This is a genomic window from Actinomadura citrea, from assembly GCF_013409045.1.
GTDB lineage: Bacteria > Actinomycetota > Actinomycetes > Streptosporangiales > Streptosporangiaceae > Spirillospora > Spirillospora citrea.
The window spans coordinates 7867981-7883905 of record NZ_JACCBT010000001.1 but is presented as its reverse complement, the minus strand read 5'-3'; the positions used below and the strand labels follow the sequence as shown (position 1 = coordinate 7883905).

Sequence of the window (15925 nt, the reverse complement as noted above, 5' to 3'; positions counted from 1 at the left end):
TGCGGGAGCGGACTGCTTGACCGACCGGACGCGGCACCTGGTGGCCGTCCTCACCGGCCTCGGGCTCGGGCTCGCGGCACTGGGGCCGGGGCTCGCGCCCGGCTTCGTGCTGTCCTACGACATGGTGTTCGTGCCCGACCCCGCGTTCACACGCCTGACGTTCGGGCTGACCGGGGTCGTGCCCCGGCACGTGCCGAGCGACGCGTTCGTCACCGCGCTCGCCGCGGTCGTCCCGGCGGACGCGGTGCAGAAGCTCGTCCTGCTGGCGGTCTTCGTGATGGCGTGCACGTCGGCGGCGTCGCTGGTCCCGTCGCCCCGGCTGCTGCCGCGCCTGGCCGCCGGCGTCTGCTACGCCTGGAACCCGTTCGTCGCCGAACGCCTGCTGCTCGGGCAGTGGGCGCTCCTCCTCGGCTACGCGGCCCTGCCCTGGGTGGTGGCCGCGGCCGCGGGGACGGACGGGCCCGGCGGAGGGCGCCGTCTCGTCCGCGCCCTCCTCCCCGCCGCGATCGGCGGTTTCGCGGCCCTGGCGGTCTCCGCCATGACGGCCCTCGCCGTCGCCCTCGTGACCCCGCCGGGGGCCGAGCGTCTCCGCGCCGGCCTGCGGGTCGTGGCCGCCGCGGGCGTGCTCAGCCTGCCCTGGCTGATCCCCGGGGCCCTGCGCCCCGCGGGCCTGCCGGGGGACGGGACGGCCGTCGACCTGTTCGCGGCCAGGGCGGACACTCCGTTCGGAACGCTCGGCAGCCTGCTCCTGCTCGGCGGGGTGTGGAACGGCGAGACGGTGCCGAGGGGCTACGGGGCACCGGTCATCGCGACGATCTGGCTGGTCGTGGTGCTGGTCGCGCTGGCCGCCTACTGGGGATGGTGCCGGGAGCCCGGCTGGCGGCGGGGCGCGGCCGTCGCGGCGGCGGCCGGGTTCGTCGTGGCGGCGCTGGGAGCGGTGGCGGCGCCCGTCCTCGAAGGCGTCATCGACCTCTGGCCCGGGTTCGCCGTCCTCCGGGACGGGCAGCAGTTCGCGGCCCCGCTCTCCGTCGTGGTCGCCGTGGGGCTGGGGGTGGCCGCCGACCGGGCGGCCCAGGCCCGGTGGCCGGGAGCGGCCGTCGCCGCGGTGGCGGTCCCGGTCCTCCTGCTGCCGACGCTGGCGTGGGGTGCGGCGGGCGATTTGCGGTCCGTCCGATACCCGGACGACTGGGCGCGCGCACGGCGGATCATCGACGGCGACCCCGCCCCCGGGGATGTGCTGGTCCTGCCCTGGGCGTCCTACCGGAGCTTCCCCTGGAACCACGGGCGCCGGGTGCTCGACCCGATGCCCCGCTACCTGCACCGCCGCGTCGTCGTGGACGACGCCGTCACCGTGGGCGGAACGACGGTCGCGCCCGAGGACCCGAGGGCGGTCGAGCTCGCGCCCTCGGCACGGACCGGAACACCGCCCGCGGCGACGCTGCGTGACGAGGGCGTACGGTACGTCGTCGTGGACGCGGAGCCGGGGGCCAACCGCCCCTCCGGCGCGGCCATGGAGGTACTGCGCGGGCCTGACCTGGTCGTATACCGGATCGAGGGGGCCGCGGGCGGGGCCCGGGACGCGGTGCCGGTCGCGCCCGTGGTGGCCGCGTGGGTGCTGACGAGTCTCGCCGTTTTCTGGTCAATCACGGCCTCAAGGACTACTCTGAGCTTCCCGTTACTCGGCGGTATCACGCCCCGCGGACCCCGCCCCCGACGAAGGACCCCCTGATGCGCATCGCCATCGCCGCAATCGTCGGCGTCCTGCTGGCCTCCGGAGCCTCGTTCGGCGCGGTCCAGCTCGCAAGCGCCTCCCAGAAGGACCCCGTCATCAAGCCGCTGTACAACTACGGCTCCCGGTGACGTGTAGGCCCTGATGGGGATCAGGCGTGACCGGCCCGCACTTCTGGAGATCGTCGTTCCCGCCTTCAACGAGGCCGACCGGCTTCCGGCGGGACTGGATCTGCTGTGCGACAAGCTCGCGGGCCTTGCGGCGCGGGCCGAGGTCATCGTCGTCGACAACGCCAGCACCGACGGGACGGCCGGCATCGTCGAGTCCTGGGACGGGCCGGTCCCCGTCCGGCTGGTGCGCTGCGAGCGCCGGGGAAAGGGAGCGGCGGTCCGCGCCGGACTGCTCGCGACACGGGCCCCTTACGTGGGCTTCATGGACGCCGATATGGCAACAGACCTCGCCGCGCTGGACGAAGCCATCGTCCTGCTGCGCGAGGGCCGCCCGGTCGTGGTCGGGTCAAGGCGCCACGGTCGGTCGGTCGTCCAGGGGTACGCGCTGCCCGTCAGGCGCCTCGGCGCCATCATCTTCAACCGGATCGTCCGCGACCTCGTGGGCGGCATCCCCGACACCCAGTGCGGGTTCAAGTTCTTCTACGGCCCGCTGGGACGGGCCGCGGCGGCGGACCTGCGCACGTCGGGCTTCTCGTTCGACGTCGAACTCCTCGCCCACTGCGTGCGGCGCGGAGCGTCCGTGACGGACATCCCGGTGATCTGGCGTGACCGTCCGGGATCGACGTTCTCGGTCCGGCGGCATTCGTTGCGATGCCTGCTCGACCTGGCCCGGATCCGCGCGCGCGCCGGAGTCAGGTTGCCCGTCATTCCGGTGAGGCCGAACATCCCGGTCGTGCCGCTGCGGGCGGTGTTCGGTGAGCCGGGTCCGGTGCAGGTCGCCCTGTCGGAGCCCATCGCCCTGTCGAACGCGGTCGCACTGGCAGAGAACGTTCCCACGTCGCGCGCGAAGACGGGATGAGCGAGAACCTGCGGCTGGCGGTCGTCAACTGGCGGGATCCATGGCATCCCTCTGCGGGCGGCGCCGAACGCTACGCCTGGGAACTGGCGCGCCGGTTCGCCGGTGGAGGAGCCCGCGTCCATTACGTGACGAGCAGGGCGCCGGGCCAGAAACGCCGGGAGCGGGTCGAGGACGTGGAGTTCGTGCGTCTCGGCGGCCGTTTCACCGTCTACCCGCTCGTCCTGTTGTGGATGCTGGGTTTCCGCCTCGGGCGGCGGCGCTTCGACGCGGTCGTCGACTGCCAGAACGGCATCCCTTTCTTCACGCCTTGGGTCGTGCCGCGCCGCGTCCCGGTGTTCTGCGTCATCCACCATGTGCACGACGCTCAGTTCGGCCTGTACTTCCCCGGATGGCTCGCATGGGTCGGCCAAGTCCTGGAGGGGCCGGTGAGCCGCTGGACGTACCGGCGCCATGCGGTCGTGGTCGTCTCGCCGTCCACGGAGCGCGCCGTGAGGGAGCGACTGGGCTGGACTGGGCCGACCCACGTCGTCCCCAACGGAACGGTGGTCGCCGAACCCGACGGCGCGGTCTCGGAGCCGGCCGGGGACCCCGATCTGGTCTGCGTGACCCGGCTCGTCCCGCACAAGCGACTTTCTCTGCTCCTCGATCTCGCGGGGGCCCTTCGCGAGACGCATCCCGGACTGAGGCTCCACATCGTCGGGGACGGCCCCGAGGCGGGCGCTCTCACGGCCGGGATCAGAGCCCGCGGCTTGGAGAAGGTCGTCATCGCGCACGGCTACGTCCCCGAGAACGTGAAGGCGGCCCTGGTCGCCCGTGCCGATCTGCACCTCAGCACATCCCAGGGCGAGGGCTGGGGCCTCAGCGTCATCGAGGCCGCGGCGCTCGGCGTCCCGACCGTCGCGCACGACGTCGACGGCCTGCGCGACGCCGTCCGCGACGGGGCCACCGGATGGCTCGTCCGCGAGGGCGACGACCAGGCCGACGTCGTCCGGCGCGCCCTCAAGGACCTGGGCGATCGCACGGAACGCGACCGTGTCGCCACGGAATGTCAGAGGTGGGCGGCAGAGTTCGACTGGGCGCGCACCACCGCCCGGATGCGGGGCCTCATCACCTCCGCCGTCCGGGCCGATCCGGCCGGCGCGCAGGGCGACCGAAGGTACGGTGACGGACACCCTGGCTGACGCCCGGGGGAGCACAGGGACCCGGGGAAGGGCAGAGAGGGGCAGGGGGCGAGCATGGCCGTGGGAGAGGCGAATCCGCCTCGCGCCGGCGCGTCCCGCCGACCCGTGCCGGACGGCCCGGACGTCGCGGGCCGGGTGCGGGAGCGGCTGCGCGTCCTCGCGTGCTGCCTCGCGCTGACCGCGCTCGCGTTCGGCACCCGGCCCGGCGCGATCCTGGCCGACACCAAGATCGACATGGCGGTGAACCCGCTCGGGTTCCTCGGCCGCGCCCTGCACCTGTGGGACCCCGAGCAGTTCGGCCAGCTCCAGAACCAGGCCGTCGGCTACCTGTTCCCGATGGGCCCGTTCTTCGCGCTCGGCGACGTCGTCGGGATGCCCGCGTGGATCACCCAGCGGTTCTGGCTGGCGCTGCTGATGTGCTTGGCGTTCGTCGGCACCTGGCGGCTCGCGGGGCGTCTCGGCTTCGGCGCCGGCGAAGGCGCCGGCGGGGACGGGCAGGGCGCCCGCCTGTTCGCGGCGATGGCCTACGCGCTGGCCCCGAACGGGCTGGCCACGCTCGGGCAGATCTCCTCGGAGTACCTGCCGGTCGCGATGCTGCCCTGGATCGTCCTGCCGCTGGTCGGCGCCGCGTCCGGGGAGACCGGGCGGCTCAGGGCGGCGGCGAGGTCGGGCCTGGCGATCGCCTGCTGCGGCGGCATCAACGCGACCGCGACCGTCGCCGTGCTGGTCGTCCCCGTCGTGTACGTGGTGACGCGACCGCGCGGGTCGTTCCGGGCGCGGATGCTCGCGTGGTGGTCGGTGGCGGCGGGCGCGGCGGTCGCCTGGTGGCTCGCCCCCCTCCTGCTCACCGGGACGTACGGGTTCTCCTGGCTGACCTACACCGAGAAGGCGCGGACGACGGCCGGGCCGACCGGCCTCATCAACGTGCTGCGCGGCGCGGAGCGCTGGGTCAACTACCTCATCGTGGACGGGCAGGTCTGGTGGCCGGTCGGGCACGGCCTCTCGCTCGGCCCGGTGGCGATCGTCTGCACGGGCCTCGCCGCCGCGCTCGGGCTCGCCGGGCTGCTGAGCCGGCTGCTGCCCGAACGGACGTTCCTGCTGCTCACGCTGCTCACCGGGCTGGCGATCCTGTCGATGGGGCACCTCGGCGACCTGCCGGGCCCGTTCGCCGGGCAGCTCCGCGACCTGCTGGACGGCCCGCTCGCCCCGCTGCGCAACCTGCACAAGTTCGACGCGGTCGTCCGGCTGCCGCTCGCGCTCGGCCTCGCCCACGCGCTCGTCGCGGCCGCCCGCCGATCGGCGGGCGGTGTGCGGAGCCTGCGCCGCGGGGCCGAGCCGGCGTTCGGCAGGACGCTGAAGTCGCTGCTCGGCCTGCCGGTGGCCGCCGCCGTCGCGCTCGGCGGCATCGGCGTCACGGCCGCCTCGCACGGCCTGTCCGGGCCGGGCGAGTTCACGGAGGTGCCCCGGTACTGGCGGGACGCCGCGGCGTGGATCAACGCGCGGGCCGGGCGGCAGGGGGTGCTGGCCGTCCCGGGGGCGCCGTTCGGCGAGTACCTGTGGGGCCGCCCGATGGACGACGTCGTGCAGCCGCTGCTGCTGGCGCGGTGGGGGGTCCGGCAGCTCGTCCCGGCCGGGTCGCCCGGGTACACGCGCGCGCTGGACGCGATCGACCAGCAGGTCCGGTCCGGGCAGGGGTCGCCGGGCCTGAGCGCCTTTCTCGGCCGGATGGGCGTCCGGTACGTTCTGGTGCGGAACGACCTGCGGCGCGAGACCCTGCGCGGAGCCTGGCCCGCCCGCCTCCACCAGGCGCTCGGCGACTCGCCCGGCATGCGGAGGGTCGCCGCGTTCGGCGCGCCCGTCGGGGGAGACGCCGACGACGCGGTCACCGCCGTCGACCAGAAGTACCCGGCGCTGGAGGTCTACGAGGTCGACGGAGCCGCCGGCGTCGCGAACCTCGCCGACGCCGCGAACCCCGTCCGCGTCTACGGAGGGCCGGAGTCGCTGCTCGCCATGGCCGACGGCGGCACGCTGCCGGACGGGCCCGTCCTGCTGGACGACGACGCCGCCGACCTCAGGGGCGCCCCGGTCGTGACCGACTCGCCCCGCCTGCTGCGCCGCAACTTCGGCGAGCTGCACCAGACGTCCCCCACGCTGACCGCCGGCCGCGAGGGCGAGGCCGCCGACGTCCTGGACACGGGCTGGAGGCGCTACGCGACCCACGTGACGTACGGCGGCGGCGTCCGCGACGTCACGGCGTCCACGTCGGCGGCGGGCGACGACGCCGTCCCGCAGGCGCGCGAGCCCGAGGCGACCCCGTTCGCGGCGCTCGACGGCGACCAGTTCACCGCCTGGAAGACGGGCGGCTGGAATGGGCCGGTCGGGCAGTGGCTCCGCGTCGACTTCGACCGGCCCCGTGAGGTCCAGAGCCTCACCGCCGCGTTCCTCCAGGACGGGTCCCTCGGCCCCGCCGTCTCGCGCGTCGCCGTCGAGACCGAGAACGGGACGGTGCGGCAGGACGTCCAGACGATCGTGACCGGGCAGCCCCTCCGCGCACCCGGCGGCCCGACCCGCTGGGTGCGGCTGCGGATCCTCGGGCTGGCCTCCGAGCCGCTCGTTCCGGGCTTCGCCCGCGCGGGCGTCGCGGAGCTGTCGATCGGCGGAGTGCGGCCCGCCCGCACCTTCACGATGCCCGCGCCCGCCGGTGTCGACGGGCCCGCGACGTACGTGATGAGCCGGGCCCAGGGCGCCGCGGGCGAGTGCGTAAAGGGCAGCCGCCGCTGGGTGTGCTCGCCGTCCCTCGGGTCCGGCGACGAGGAGGAGGCGGGATTCGACCGGACGTTCACCGCCGCCGCCCCGGGCAAGGCCGCCGTCACCGGGACGGCCGTGCTCACCGACCGGCGGCTCGTCGAACGGTTCACCGCCGTCCGCGGGCAGCCGGCCGTCGCCGCCAGCTCGGTCCTGGCCGATCACCCCGCCGACCAGCCGAGGTCGGGTTTCGACGGCGATCCGCAGACGGCCTGGATCGCGGGGGAGCGGGACGAGGCGCCCACGTACACCGTCCGCTGGAAGGGCCGCAAGCGGCTGGCGGCCGTCACCGTCACCCGTCCGCCCACCGCGTCGGGGCCGATGCGCGTCCGGGTCGAGGGGGAGAACGGCCAGACCCGGGAAGGGCTGTCCGACGCCCAGGGCAGGCTGACCTTCGCCCCGATGACGACCGACCGGGTCACGTTCACCTTCTTCCGGGAGCGCCAGGCCCAGCCCATCCAGGTGACCGACCTCGTCATTCCCGGCGTCAAGCCGATCCCCGACGTCCGCGCCCTCCCGCTGCGGCTGCAGTGCGGGTACGGCCCGAAGCTCCGGATCGGCGGCGCCGCCGTCCAGACCAGGGCGACCGGCACGCTCGGCGACCTGCTCGCGGGCCGGCCGCTCCGGTTCGGCGCGTGCACGCCGGCCGCGCTCCAGGCGGGCCGGAACCGGCTGGCGTCCACGCCGTTCGACCCCTACCGCCTCGACACGGTGACGGTCGGCGCGAAGCCGGGCGAGGCCGCGGCGGCCCGGCCGCCGCAGGAGGTCAAGGTGCTCAGCTGGGGGTCCGGCACGCGCAGGCTGGAGGTGGACGCCGCCGCCTCCTCCTTCCTCACGGTGAACGAGAACTTCAACGCCGGCTGGCGCGCGACCGTGGGCGGCACCGAACTGCGGGCCGTCCGCCTCGACGGCTGGAAGCAGGGCTGGGCCGTCCCGAAGGGCACCAGCGGCGTCGTCGAGCTGGCCTACACCCCCGACCGTGCGCAGCGGATCGCCGTCGTCGCGGGCCTCAGCCTGCTGCTCGTCCTGCTGCTGGTCGCCGTCTGGCCGGGCCGCGGCGACCGGCGCCGCCCGGAGCCCCGTGCCCTCGTCGCCGGGACGGGCTGGCCGGCGTGGGCGGCGATCGGCCTCGCCGCCGCGCTCGGCGGCTGGATCGCCGGGGTGCCCGGCCTCGCCGTCACGGTCGCCGTGGCGGCCGTCTGCGGCTGGGCCCGCACCCGCCGCTCCGCCGTGCCCCGCGCCCTCGCCTCGCCGTGGCCGGTCGCGCTCGCCATGCTCGCCGGGGCGGGCTGCCTCGCCGCCGGCGTCCGGCTCGACCTGCTCGACAACCCGGCGGCCCCGTCCGGCCCGCTCGGCGACCTCGCCCCGCAGCTGCTCGGGCTCGTGATCGTCGGGCGGCTCGCGGTCGAGCTGTGGCGCCCGAAGCCGCCAGGCGGCTCCGGCGGCCGGATCTCGCTCAGCTGGACGGCGCCCGGTCAGGGTCCGCCGGGCGGGACGGGGCCCGGCGCCGGGTCAGCCGCTGCACCGGCCACTCCACCAGATAGTGGGTCAGGGCCCCCGCTGCGATGGTCGCCGCAGCCATCAGCGGCAGATCCGTCACGACGTTCCCCCGGAAACCGCGGCCGGTCGCGTCGTACCAGGCGACGATGATCAGGAGCTGCCAGAGGAACACGCCGTAGGAGATCCTGCCGAGGAACCGCATCACCGGGTTCCCCAGGATCGCGCCGAGCGCCTGGTGGTCCGCCGGAGCCAGCGCCACCGGCGCCACGAGCGCCGCGGCGCACAGCCCGAACACGACCACGTGCAGCAGGGACGTCCAGAAGGCGTCCGGCGTCTGGAGGCTGAGCGGCCCGGCGGCGGGCGTCGCCGCCACCACGTACAGCATCGCCGCCGCGACCCAGCACGCCGCCCACGAGTCCGACACGGCGCGGCACACCGCGGCCACGGGACGGCGCTCGTCCAGCCGCGCCCACACCGTCACCACCGCGAGCGCCATCCCGATCGCGAACCAGGCGAGGTACCGCGGCAGCCAGACCCCCATCCCGGTGTGCCGCTCCGGGACGAACATGAGGGCGGTCCACGGCAACGACAGCGCCGCGTACACGCCGATCCCGACGAGGAGCCGCCGGGCGCGGACGCCGGCGTCGTGGCTGCGCGTCCGGCGCGCGTACCAGGAGAGGGCGGCCGCGGTGAACGGGAGCAGGACGTACCAGCCGGCCTCGACGACGAGGCTCCACATCTGCCCGAGCTGCGCGGGCCCGAGGTCGCCGTTCCACCACGGGTCGGGCAGGTAGGTCTGCGTCAGGGTGAGCAGCGAAGCCCAGGTCAGCGGGTCGCCGATGTGGTCGCGCCCGGCGGTGACCATGAAGACCGCGACCACGGCCCAGTACGCGGGCAGGATGCGGAACACGCGCCTGCGCAGGTACTCGCCCGCCCGCGGGGCGGGCCGCCCGTCCAGGACGGCCGCCGCCCACGGGCGGTAGAGCAGCAGCCCCGAGAGCGCGAAGAAGATGGGCACGCCGACCTGGCCGCCGTTGAACAGCCACCGGGCGCCGTTCGGGTTGGTGATCGAACCGGCCGCGCTCGCGACGTGGAAGACCAGGACGACGAGAGCCGCCACGGCCCGGAGGCCGTCCAGGGTGTCCTGGTGCCCCGATATGGGCGGCGCCGCAGGCCGGGCCGCCTGCGCGGCGGGTCTCACGGGCCGTGCCCCCCGAGCACGCCGTGCTTCCTGAGCACCAGGACGAGGTTCCAGGTGGCGACCTCGCGCAGGCCCGGGACGCGTACGACGGCCTCCGCCCAGCGCGGGTGGTAGCGGGGCAGCGCGTCCAGGACGGTCACCTGGTCGTTCCCGCGGGCCCACCTGAGCGCCGACGCCACCGACACCGGATGCAGGCCCAGCCCGAACCGGTTCTTCGGCGGGAACCCGTTCCGGCGCTCGTACCGCCGCGCGGCCCGGTCGCCGCCGAGGTAGTGCCAGGGGGACGTCTCGTGGCCGCCCCAAGGGGACAGCCAGTTGGTGAACGACAGGAAGACCGTCCCGCCGGGCCTGGTGACCCGGACCATCTCGTCGGCCATGCGCCAGGGCGCGGGGACGTGCTCCAGGACGTTCGACGAGAAGCACACGTCGACCGACCCCGTCCGGAACGGGAGGGCCAGCGCGCTCCCCACGAGCGTGTTGGGCACGTCGACGGCGTGCGCGGTCAGTTCGGAGAGGTCGTGGTCGATGCCCGTGCAGCGTGCTCCCGCCGCCGTCAGCGCGCGGGCGAAGAACCCGGAGCCCGTCCCCACGTCGACGACGGTCGCCCCCGCCAGGTCGGCGTACCCGCCGAGCTGGGCGACGGTGTCGCGCGCCATCAGGTCGTAGAAGTACTCCGGTTCGCTCTGCTCGCGCCGGAAGGCGCTCAGCAGCCGGACCGAACGCGCCAGCGTGGCCCGGTGCCCGTGCTCGGGACGCGCTCCGTCCCGCCTGGGGGGCGCCGCCGCCATCGCCACCTCACCGTCCGTGTCGTCCAGCCCGGTCGTCCCGCCGATCGGGCGCCCGCAAGGTAACGGGGAGCTTACCGACCAGTACGGCGGTCCGGTAGGGTGACCCGGACATGCTGGAGGTGGGGCCCGACGGCTCGGCGAGGCCCCCGCCCGCCGTGCGAGCGACGGCAGCCCCGGAGGTGTTCATGCGGCGACCGGTCGGCCTGGTCCTGATCGGCCTTGGCGCGTTCTTCCTCACGCTCGCGCCCCTCGTCCGCTTCTACGTGGCCGACCAGGTGGTCGTCGCGCCCCTGAATCGCTACCAGGTGACGAGCCTGGAGTCGAAGGGCTCCACGTACTTCGACGAGGCCGACCTCAAGCTCAAGACCGGCGTCACCCTGCTGGCCAAGAACACCGTCCGCGGGGACGTCCGCGCCAACGAGGGCAACGACGACATCGCCGTCTGGGACTCCACCACCAACATCTACAACCAGGAGAAGCCGGACAAGCCCGTCCAGATTCAGGGCTACCGCATCGCCTTCGACCGCCGGACGGGCGTCCTGACCAACTGCTGCGGGGCCAACGTCGACGGAGACAACGGCGTCCGGATGTCCGGATACGGGCTGCTGTTCCCCCTCGCGAACGTCCAGAAGAAGGACTACCCCTTCTACGACATGACGACCCGGCAGACGGCGCCGATGCAGTTCAACGCCGTCGAGAAGGTCCACGGGCTGACGACGTACCGGTTCACCCAGACGATCCCGCTGACCAAGACGGCCGCGCTGGACGCCAAGCTGCCCGCGAAGATGCTCGGCCTGCCCGAGGACGCGGGCGCCCAGAAGGTCGACCGGTACACCGAGGCCTACAACACCGTCTGGGTCGACCCGCGCACGGGCATTCCGGTCAAGCACCGCGAGAACATCCGCAGCACCGTCCGCACGTCCGACGGCAGGGGCTCGATGATCGTCGCGCAGGCCGACCTCATCACCGTCGACAAGGACCAGAGGGGCCTGGTCGACATGGCGAACAGCACCGCCCTGCAGATCGACATGGTGCGCAGCTACATCCCCGCCACCGGCGTCCTGCTCGGCCTGATCATGCTGTTCGTCGGCGGCTACCTCGGCATGGGCCGCCGCGAGGCCCCGCCCCTGGAGGCCCCGCGCCGCCCCGACGGCAAGTTCGGCGACATGACCCCGCCCGGCCCGCCCAGGCCGTCCGGTCCGCCCGGACCGTCCAAGCCGTCCGGCGCGCCCACCGAATCCGCGGCGCCCGTCGTGCCCTCCGCCGGAGGGCAGGAGTCCCGCCGTCCGGCGCCCCGCAGCCAGCGCCAGCAGCGCAAGGCCGCGGGCCCCGCGAAACGCCGCTGACCTCGGAGGCGGCCCGTCCCGTCGGCTCCGAGCCCGAGCCGGGTGGAGGGCCCGCGGTCAGCCGCGTGCGTCCGGCCGCCTTCGTGCCGCCTCCGCCCCCTTTCGCTGCGAATCTTCCTGGCGCGGTGAGCGCCGCCCCCTGACAGGCGCCTTCCGGGCCCCATGCCGCCTTCGGCCCGCGCCCGCGGCGTGGCGCCGTGCGTCGGCTCGCCCGCGCGAAGCTCCTTGCTGATACGTGTTCTAGAAGCTGTGCATGCATGCTTCCGGGATGAGATTCCTAACTAGAACCTGTTGCAGTTTTACGGATCCGCGCCTAGGGTCGAGGCTGTGCGGACACGAGTCACCGAACTATTCGGCATCGAGTACCCGATCTTCGCGTTCAGTCATTGCCGCGACGTGGTCGCGGCGGTGAGCCGCGCCGGCGGCATGGGCGTCCTCGGCGCCCTGCATTTCACCCCCGAGGAACTCGAACTCGAACTGAAGTGGATCGACGAGCACGTCGGGGGCAAGCCCTACGGCGTGGACGTCGTGATGCCCGCCAAGTACGAGGGCGCCGACGCCGGCGACGCCGAGGAACTGCTCGGCAAGCTGCAGGGCATGATCCCGGCGCAGCACCGGGAGTTCCTGGAGAACCTGCTGGCCGAGCACGGCGTGGAGCCGCGCGGCGAGCAGGCCGGCAAGGCGCTGCTCGGCTGGACGGACGTGACCGCGCGGCCGCAGGTCGAGGTGGCGCTCAAGCATCCGATCGCGCTGCTGGCCAACGCGCTCGGGCCGCCCCCGGCGGACGTCGTCGAGCAGGCGCACGAGCACGGCGTGAAGGTCGCCGGGCTGGCCTCCAACGCCCGGCACGCCCGCAAGCAGGTCGAGGTCGGCGTGGACATCATCGTCGCGCAGGGCACCGAGGCCGGCGGGCACACCGGCGACGTCGCCACGATGGTCCTCATCCCCGAGGTCGTGGACGCCGTCGGCGAGGACACCATCGTGCTCGCGGCGGGCGGCATCGGCCGGGGCCGCCAGATGGCCGCCGGCATGGCGCTCGGCGCGGACGGCGTCTGGACGGGCTCGATCTGGCTGACGGTCGACGAGGCCGACACCCCGGAGCGCGCCCTGCCGAAGCTCCTCAACGCCACGTCCCGCGACACCGTCCGGTCCCGGGCCTGGACGGGCAAGCCCGCGCGCTTCCTCAAGACCGCGTGGACCGAGGCGTGGGAGAGCGAGAACTCACCGGGCTACCTCCCGATGCCCATGCAGTTCATGCTGATCGCCGACGCCCTGCCCCGGATCCAGCGGTCCGGCGACGGCGAGCTGGTCACCTTCCCGGTGGGCCAGATCGTCGGCTCGATGAACCAGGTGAAGCCCGCCGCCCAGGTGGTCTACGACCTGATCGAGGAGTACGTCGAGGCGATCGAGCGCCTCAACGCCATCACCGAGGGCTGACCGCCCCCGAAGGCCCCGGCCGGCGCTGTTCCTCCCAGCCCCGGCCGGGGCCGCGCGCGTTCCCGGCCGCGGGTCCGCGGAACGGACGCGCGAAGATCATTAAAGCCCGGATGCCGACGGCGGCCGACTGTTACGGTGTGCCGCTATCAAGATCATTTCGACTGAAAAGGTATCGGGTGAAGAGAAGTAGCAGGCTCGCCGTGTTCGCGGGGACCACCCTCGCCCTGGGTGCGATCGCCGCCGCCGGGATCACCGCGGCGAGCCCCGGCGAGCACCGCGCGTCGTCCGTTGGGGCGGCCGATGGGACGACGTGGCCCATCGTCCAGAGCAGCCCCACGGCCGACACCGGCACCAGCCTCAGTGGTCTCGCCGCGGCACCCGACGGCACCATGTGGGCCGCCGGAGGCCGGCAGGCGAGCGGCGTCTACAAGCCGATCCTCCAGCGCCTGACCGGCAGCACCTGGAGCAACGTGACACTGCCGGCGGCCGCCGCCCCGTACCGCTTCAACGCCGCCGCGGCCACGTCGGCGTCGAACCTGTGGCTGGCCGCCCAGCTCAACACCTCGGGCGATTCCCACGCCGTGCTGCAATGGAACGGCACGGCCTGGAAGACGTTCAAGGTCCCGCTGAGCTTCCAGCCCAGCGACATCGCCACCGCGGGCCCCGGCAGCGCATGGGTGGTCAGCAGTTCGGCGGCCAAGCGCTGGAACGGCACGGCCTGGGCCGACACCCCGATCGGGATCAAGCCCCGCGCGATCACGGCCGTCTCGCCCACCAGCGCGTGGGCGGTCGGCTGGGCTGAGGGGCAGCCCGCCACGGCCCACTGGAACGGCACCTCGTGGACCAACGTTCCGTTCCCCCGGATCGACGGCGTGGACGTCAAGAGTGAGATCGCGTCCACCCTGAGCGACGTGTACGCCGCCTCCGCGAACGACGTCTGGGCGGTCGGGTCGGTGCGGGTGATCGACGAATCGGGTAAGAAGGTCTCGCGTTCGCTGCTGGCGCACTGGAACGGCACCGCGTGGAGCAACGTCCTCGGCGCCCCCGGCACCTACCTGACCAAGGTCGCCTCGGACGGCGCGGGCGGTATCTGGGTCTCCGCCGGCGCCAACATGCGCCACCGCACCGCGGCGGGCGTCTGGTCCGACGAGAGCCTGGCCCAGCCCACCGGGACGAAGGCCATCCCCACGGAGCTGGCCCTCCGCCCGGGCACCACGACCATGTGGGCGGTCGGTTACACGAGCACCGACGCGACCCGGTGGGCCGACCTGGCGCACTGGCGCAGCAACTGACGGTGATCCAACCGGACCGGCGCCCGCCCTCGGAAGAGTGGTCTCCGGGGGCGGGCGCCGGTCCGTTCGCGTCCGGGGCGGCGGCTCCTCCCGCGCCTCCGGCCAGGACCTTCGGCCCGCGGGCGGGCCCGAAGGCGGGTCAGAAGCGGGTCATCCAGGACAGCGCGCGGGCCAGGACGTAGTAGACGGCGCCGGCGAGGGCCCAGTTGATGTAGAGCTGCTCGTCGGGGTCGCTGCGCGTGAAGACGTCGTGGAACGGCGTGGCAAGCCAGCGTCCCGCGTCGAGTGTGGCGTCCACCAGGGTGTTCGCCGGATTCGCGTCGCCCCACGTCAGCAGCATGCCGAGGGCGAGGACGGCGACCGCCGCCCAGCCCGCCGCCATGATCATCGCGCTGACCGGGTTCGGCCTGCTGCGCCGCCACCGCGGCGGCTTGCGCTGGACGGCTGTGCCGTCCGTCCGCCGCCAGAGCGTCCGCCGTGGCGGACGGGGGGACGTCTCCTCCGGCGTCTCGTGCTTGCGTCCCAGATGCAGGGCCATGGCAGGTCCTTCCGTGCTCGCCTTCGCCCCAGGCGATGCCACGCGAGGGCCCCCGCAAACCCGCCCCCTATTTACGGACAGTCCGTTATCGGATCATCGGTCAGAGTCCGGGTCAGACCGGGCGGGGCGGACGGTCACTTGCCGTGGTAGACGGGCGGGCGCTTCTCCTTGAAGGCGCGCGAGCCCTCCTTGGCGTCCTCGGAGCCGATGACCGGCCAGCCGATCTCGTCGGAGATCTTGAGGGCGTCCTCCTCGGACAAGTGCTGGGTCTCGCGGTAGGTGCGCAGGATGCCCTGGACGGCCAGGGGGCCGCAGGCGGCGATCTGGTCGGCCAGCTCGCGGGCGGCGGCGAGCGCCTGCCCGTCCGGGACGATCTTGTTGATCAGGCCCATGGCGAGGGCCTCCTGCGGGGTGACCGAGCGGGCGGTCAGCAGGATGTCCATCGCGTTGGCGTAGCCGATCTGGCGGGGGAGGCGGATCGCGGAGCCGCCCATGGGGAACAGGCCGCGCTTCGCCTCGTAAAGGCCGAGGGTGGCGCCCTCGGCGACCACGCGCAGGTCGGTGCCGACGAGCAGCTCGGTGCCGCCGGCCACGGCGTAGCCCTCGATGGCGCAGATCAGCGGCTTGGTCGGCTGGCCCTCGCGCAGCAGGCCCTTCCAGTGGAAGTCGGGGATCTGCGCCATCCGCTCCTGGACGCGGGGGTCGGACGGCTGCTGCCCCATCGCCTTCAGGTCGGCGCCGGCGCAGAACGTGCCCTCGGCCCCGGTGAGGACGGCGACGCGGACCTCGGGGGTGTCGGAGATGTAGGCCCAGGCGTCGGCGAGGCCCACCAGCATGGACGAGCTGAGCGCGTTGCGCGCCTCCGGGCGGTTCATCGTGACGATGACGACGTGGCCGTCGCGCTCGACGATGCAGTGCTCGGTGCTGATCGGCAGCCGTTCCGTCATGGTTCCTCCAGCTCAGATGTCAAACGAGAACAGATTCTAGTTAAGCCGCTGCCCTACCGGTAGGGGTTGAACTGCAAAACGAGAACGTGATCTACTTTGGACGCCGGGCGCCCGCAGCGGGTGCCGGTGCTC

Annotated in this window: 11 protein-coding genes and 1 pseudogene; 8 read left to right on the top strand and 4 right to left on the bottom strand. The window is 73.8% G+C overall.

Annotated elements, in window-relative coordinates; translation table 11 throughout:
- The first annotated feature begins 16 nt into the window (after positions 1–16).
- The 5 genes and pseudogenes from BJ999_RS36085 to BJ999_RS42645 form a co-directional block, all read left to right on the top strand.
- Entirely contained in the window at positions 17–1729 is a 1713-nt protein-coding gene (locus BJ999_RS36085) for an MmpA family trehalose lipid delivery protein (RefSeq protein WP_179837408.1), read from the top strand.
- Positions 1729–1860, top strand: coding sequence for a hypothetical protein (locus BJ999_RS43305; RefSeq protein WP_258942032.1), 132 nt, complete (start codon positions 1729–1731; stop codon positions 1858–1860). The genes BJ999_RS36085 and BJ999_RS43305 overlap by 1 nt, the downstream gene beginning before the upstream one ends.
- A 13-nt stretch (positions 1861–1873) precedes the next feature.
- A complete protein-coding gene (locus BJ999_RS36080; RefSeq protein ID WP_179837407.1) occupies positions 1874–2758 on the top strand; it encodes a glycosyltransferase in 885 nt (294 codons plus the stop codon).
- The gene (locus BJ999_RS36075) at positions 2755–3939 is read left to right on the top strand and encodes a glycosyltransferase family 4 protein (protein ID WP_179837406.1); all 1185 of its coding nucleotides are present in this window, start codon (positions 2755–2757) and stop codon (positions 3937–3939) included. Before BJ999_RS36080 ends, BJ999_RS36075 begins: the two co-directional genes overlap by 4 nt.
- Before the next feature lie 54 nt (positions 3940–3993).
- A pseudogene (locus tag BJ999_RS42645) lies at positions 3994–7176 on the top strand (alpha-(1->3)-arabinofuranosyltransferase domain-containing protein); the annotation flags it as partial.
- Positions 7177–8200: 1024 nt separating this feature from the next.
- Here BJ999_RS42645 and BJ999_RS36070 read toward each other — a convergent pair.
- Entirely contained in the window at positions 8201–9445 is a 1245-nt protein-coding gene (locus tag BJ999_RS36070) for an acyltransferase family protein (RefSeq protein WP_179837405.1), read from the bottom strand.
- Positions 9442–10233 carry a class I SAM-dependent methyltransferase gene (locus BJ999_RS36065; protein WP_179837404.1) on the bottom strand — a complete coding sequence of 264 codons (792 nt, stop codon included), beginning with the start codon at positions 10231–10233 and terminating at the stop codon, positions 9442–9444. The genes BJ999_RS36070 and BJ999_RS36065 overlap by 4 nt, the downstream gene beginning before the upstream one ends.
- A 110-nt stretch (positions 10234–10343) precedes the next feature.
- Here BJ999_RS36065 and pgfA point away from each other — a divergent pair, with 110 nt between their 5' ends.
- The 3 genes from pgfA to BJ999_RS36050 all read left to right on the top strand — a co-directional run bounded on the left by pgfA (position 10344) and on the right by BJ999_RS36050 (position 14308).
- On the top strand, positions 10344–11579 hold the full coding sequence (gene pgfA, locus BJ999_RS36060) for a cell envelope lipid trafficking protein PgfA (protein WP_229809992.1): 1236 nt from the start codon (positions 10344–10346) through the stop codon (positions 11577–11579).
- A 327-nt stretch (positions 11580–11906) separates the two neighbouring features.
- Positions 11907–13016, top strand: coding sequence for an NAD(P)H-dependent flavin oxidoreductase (locus BJ999_RS36055; RefSeq protein ID WP_179837403.1), 1110 nt, complete (start codon positions 11907–11909; stop codon positions 13014–13016).
- A 176-nt stretch (positions 13017–13192) separates the two neighbouring features.
- A complete protein-coding gene (locus BJ999_RS36050) occupies positions 13193–14308 on the top strand; it encodes a hypothetical protein (protein WP_179837402.1) in 1116 nt (371 codons plus the stop codon).
- A gap of 139 nt (positions 14309–14447) precedes the next feature.
- Here BJ999_RS36050 and BJ999_RS36045 read toward each other — a convergent pair whose 3' ends face one another.
- Together BJ999_RS36045 and BJ999_RS36040 are read right to left on the bottom strand one after the other, a co-directional pair.
- The gene (locus BJ999_RS36045; RefSeq protein WP_179837401.1) at positions 14448–14846 is read right to left on the bottom strand and encodes a hypothetical protein; all 399 of its coding nucleotides are present in this window, start codon (positions 14844–14846) and stop codon (positions 14448–14450) included.
- Positions 14847–14980: 134 nt separating this feature from the next.
- A complete protein-coding gene (locus BJ999_RS36040; RefSeq protein WP_179837400.1) occupies positions 14981–15793 on the bottom strand; it encodes a crotonase/enoyl-CoA hydratase family protein in 813 nt (270 codons plus the stop codon).
- Positions 15794–15925: the final 132 nt, after the last annotated feature.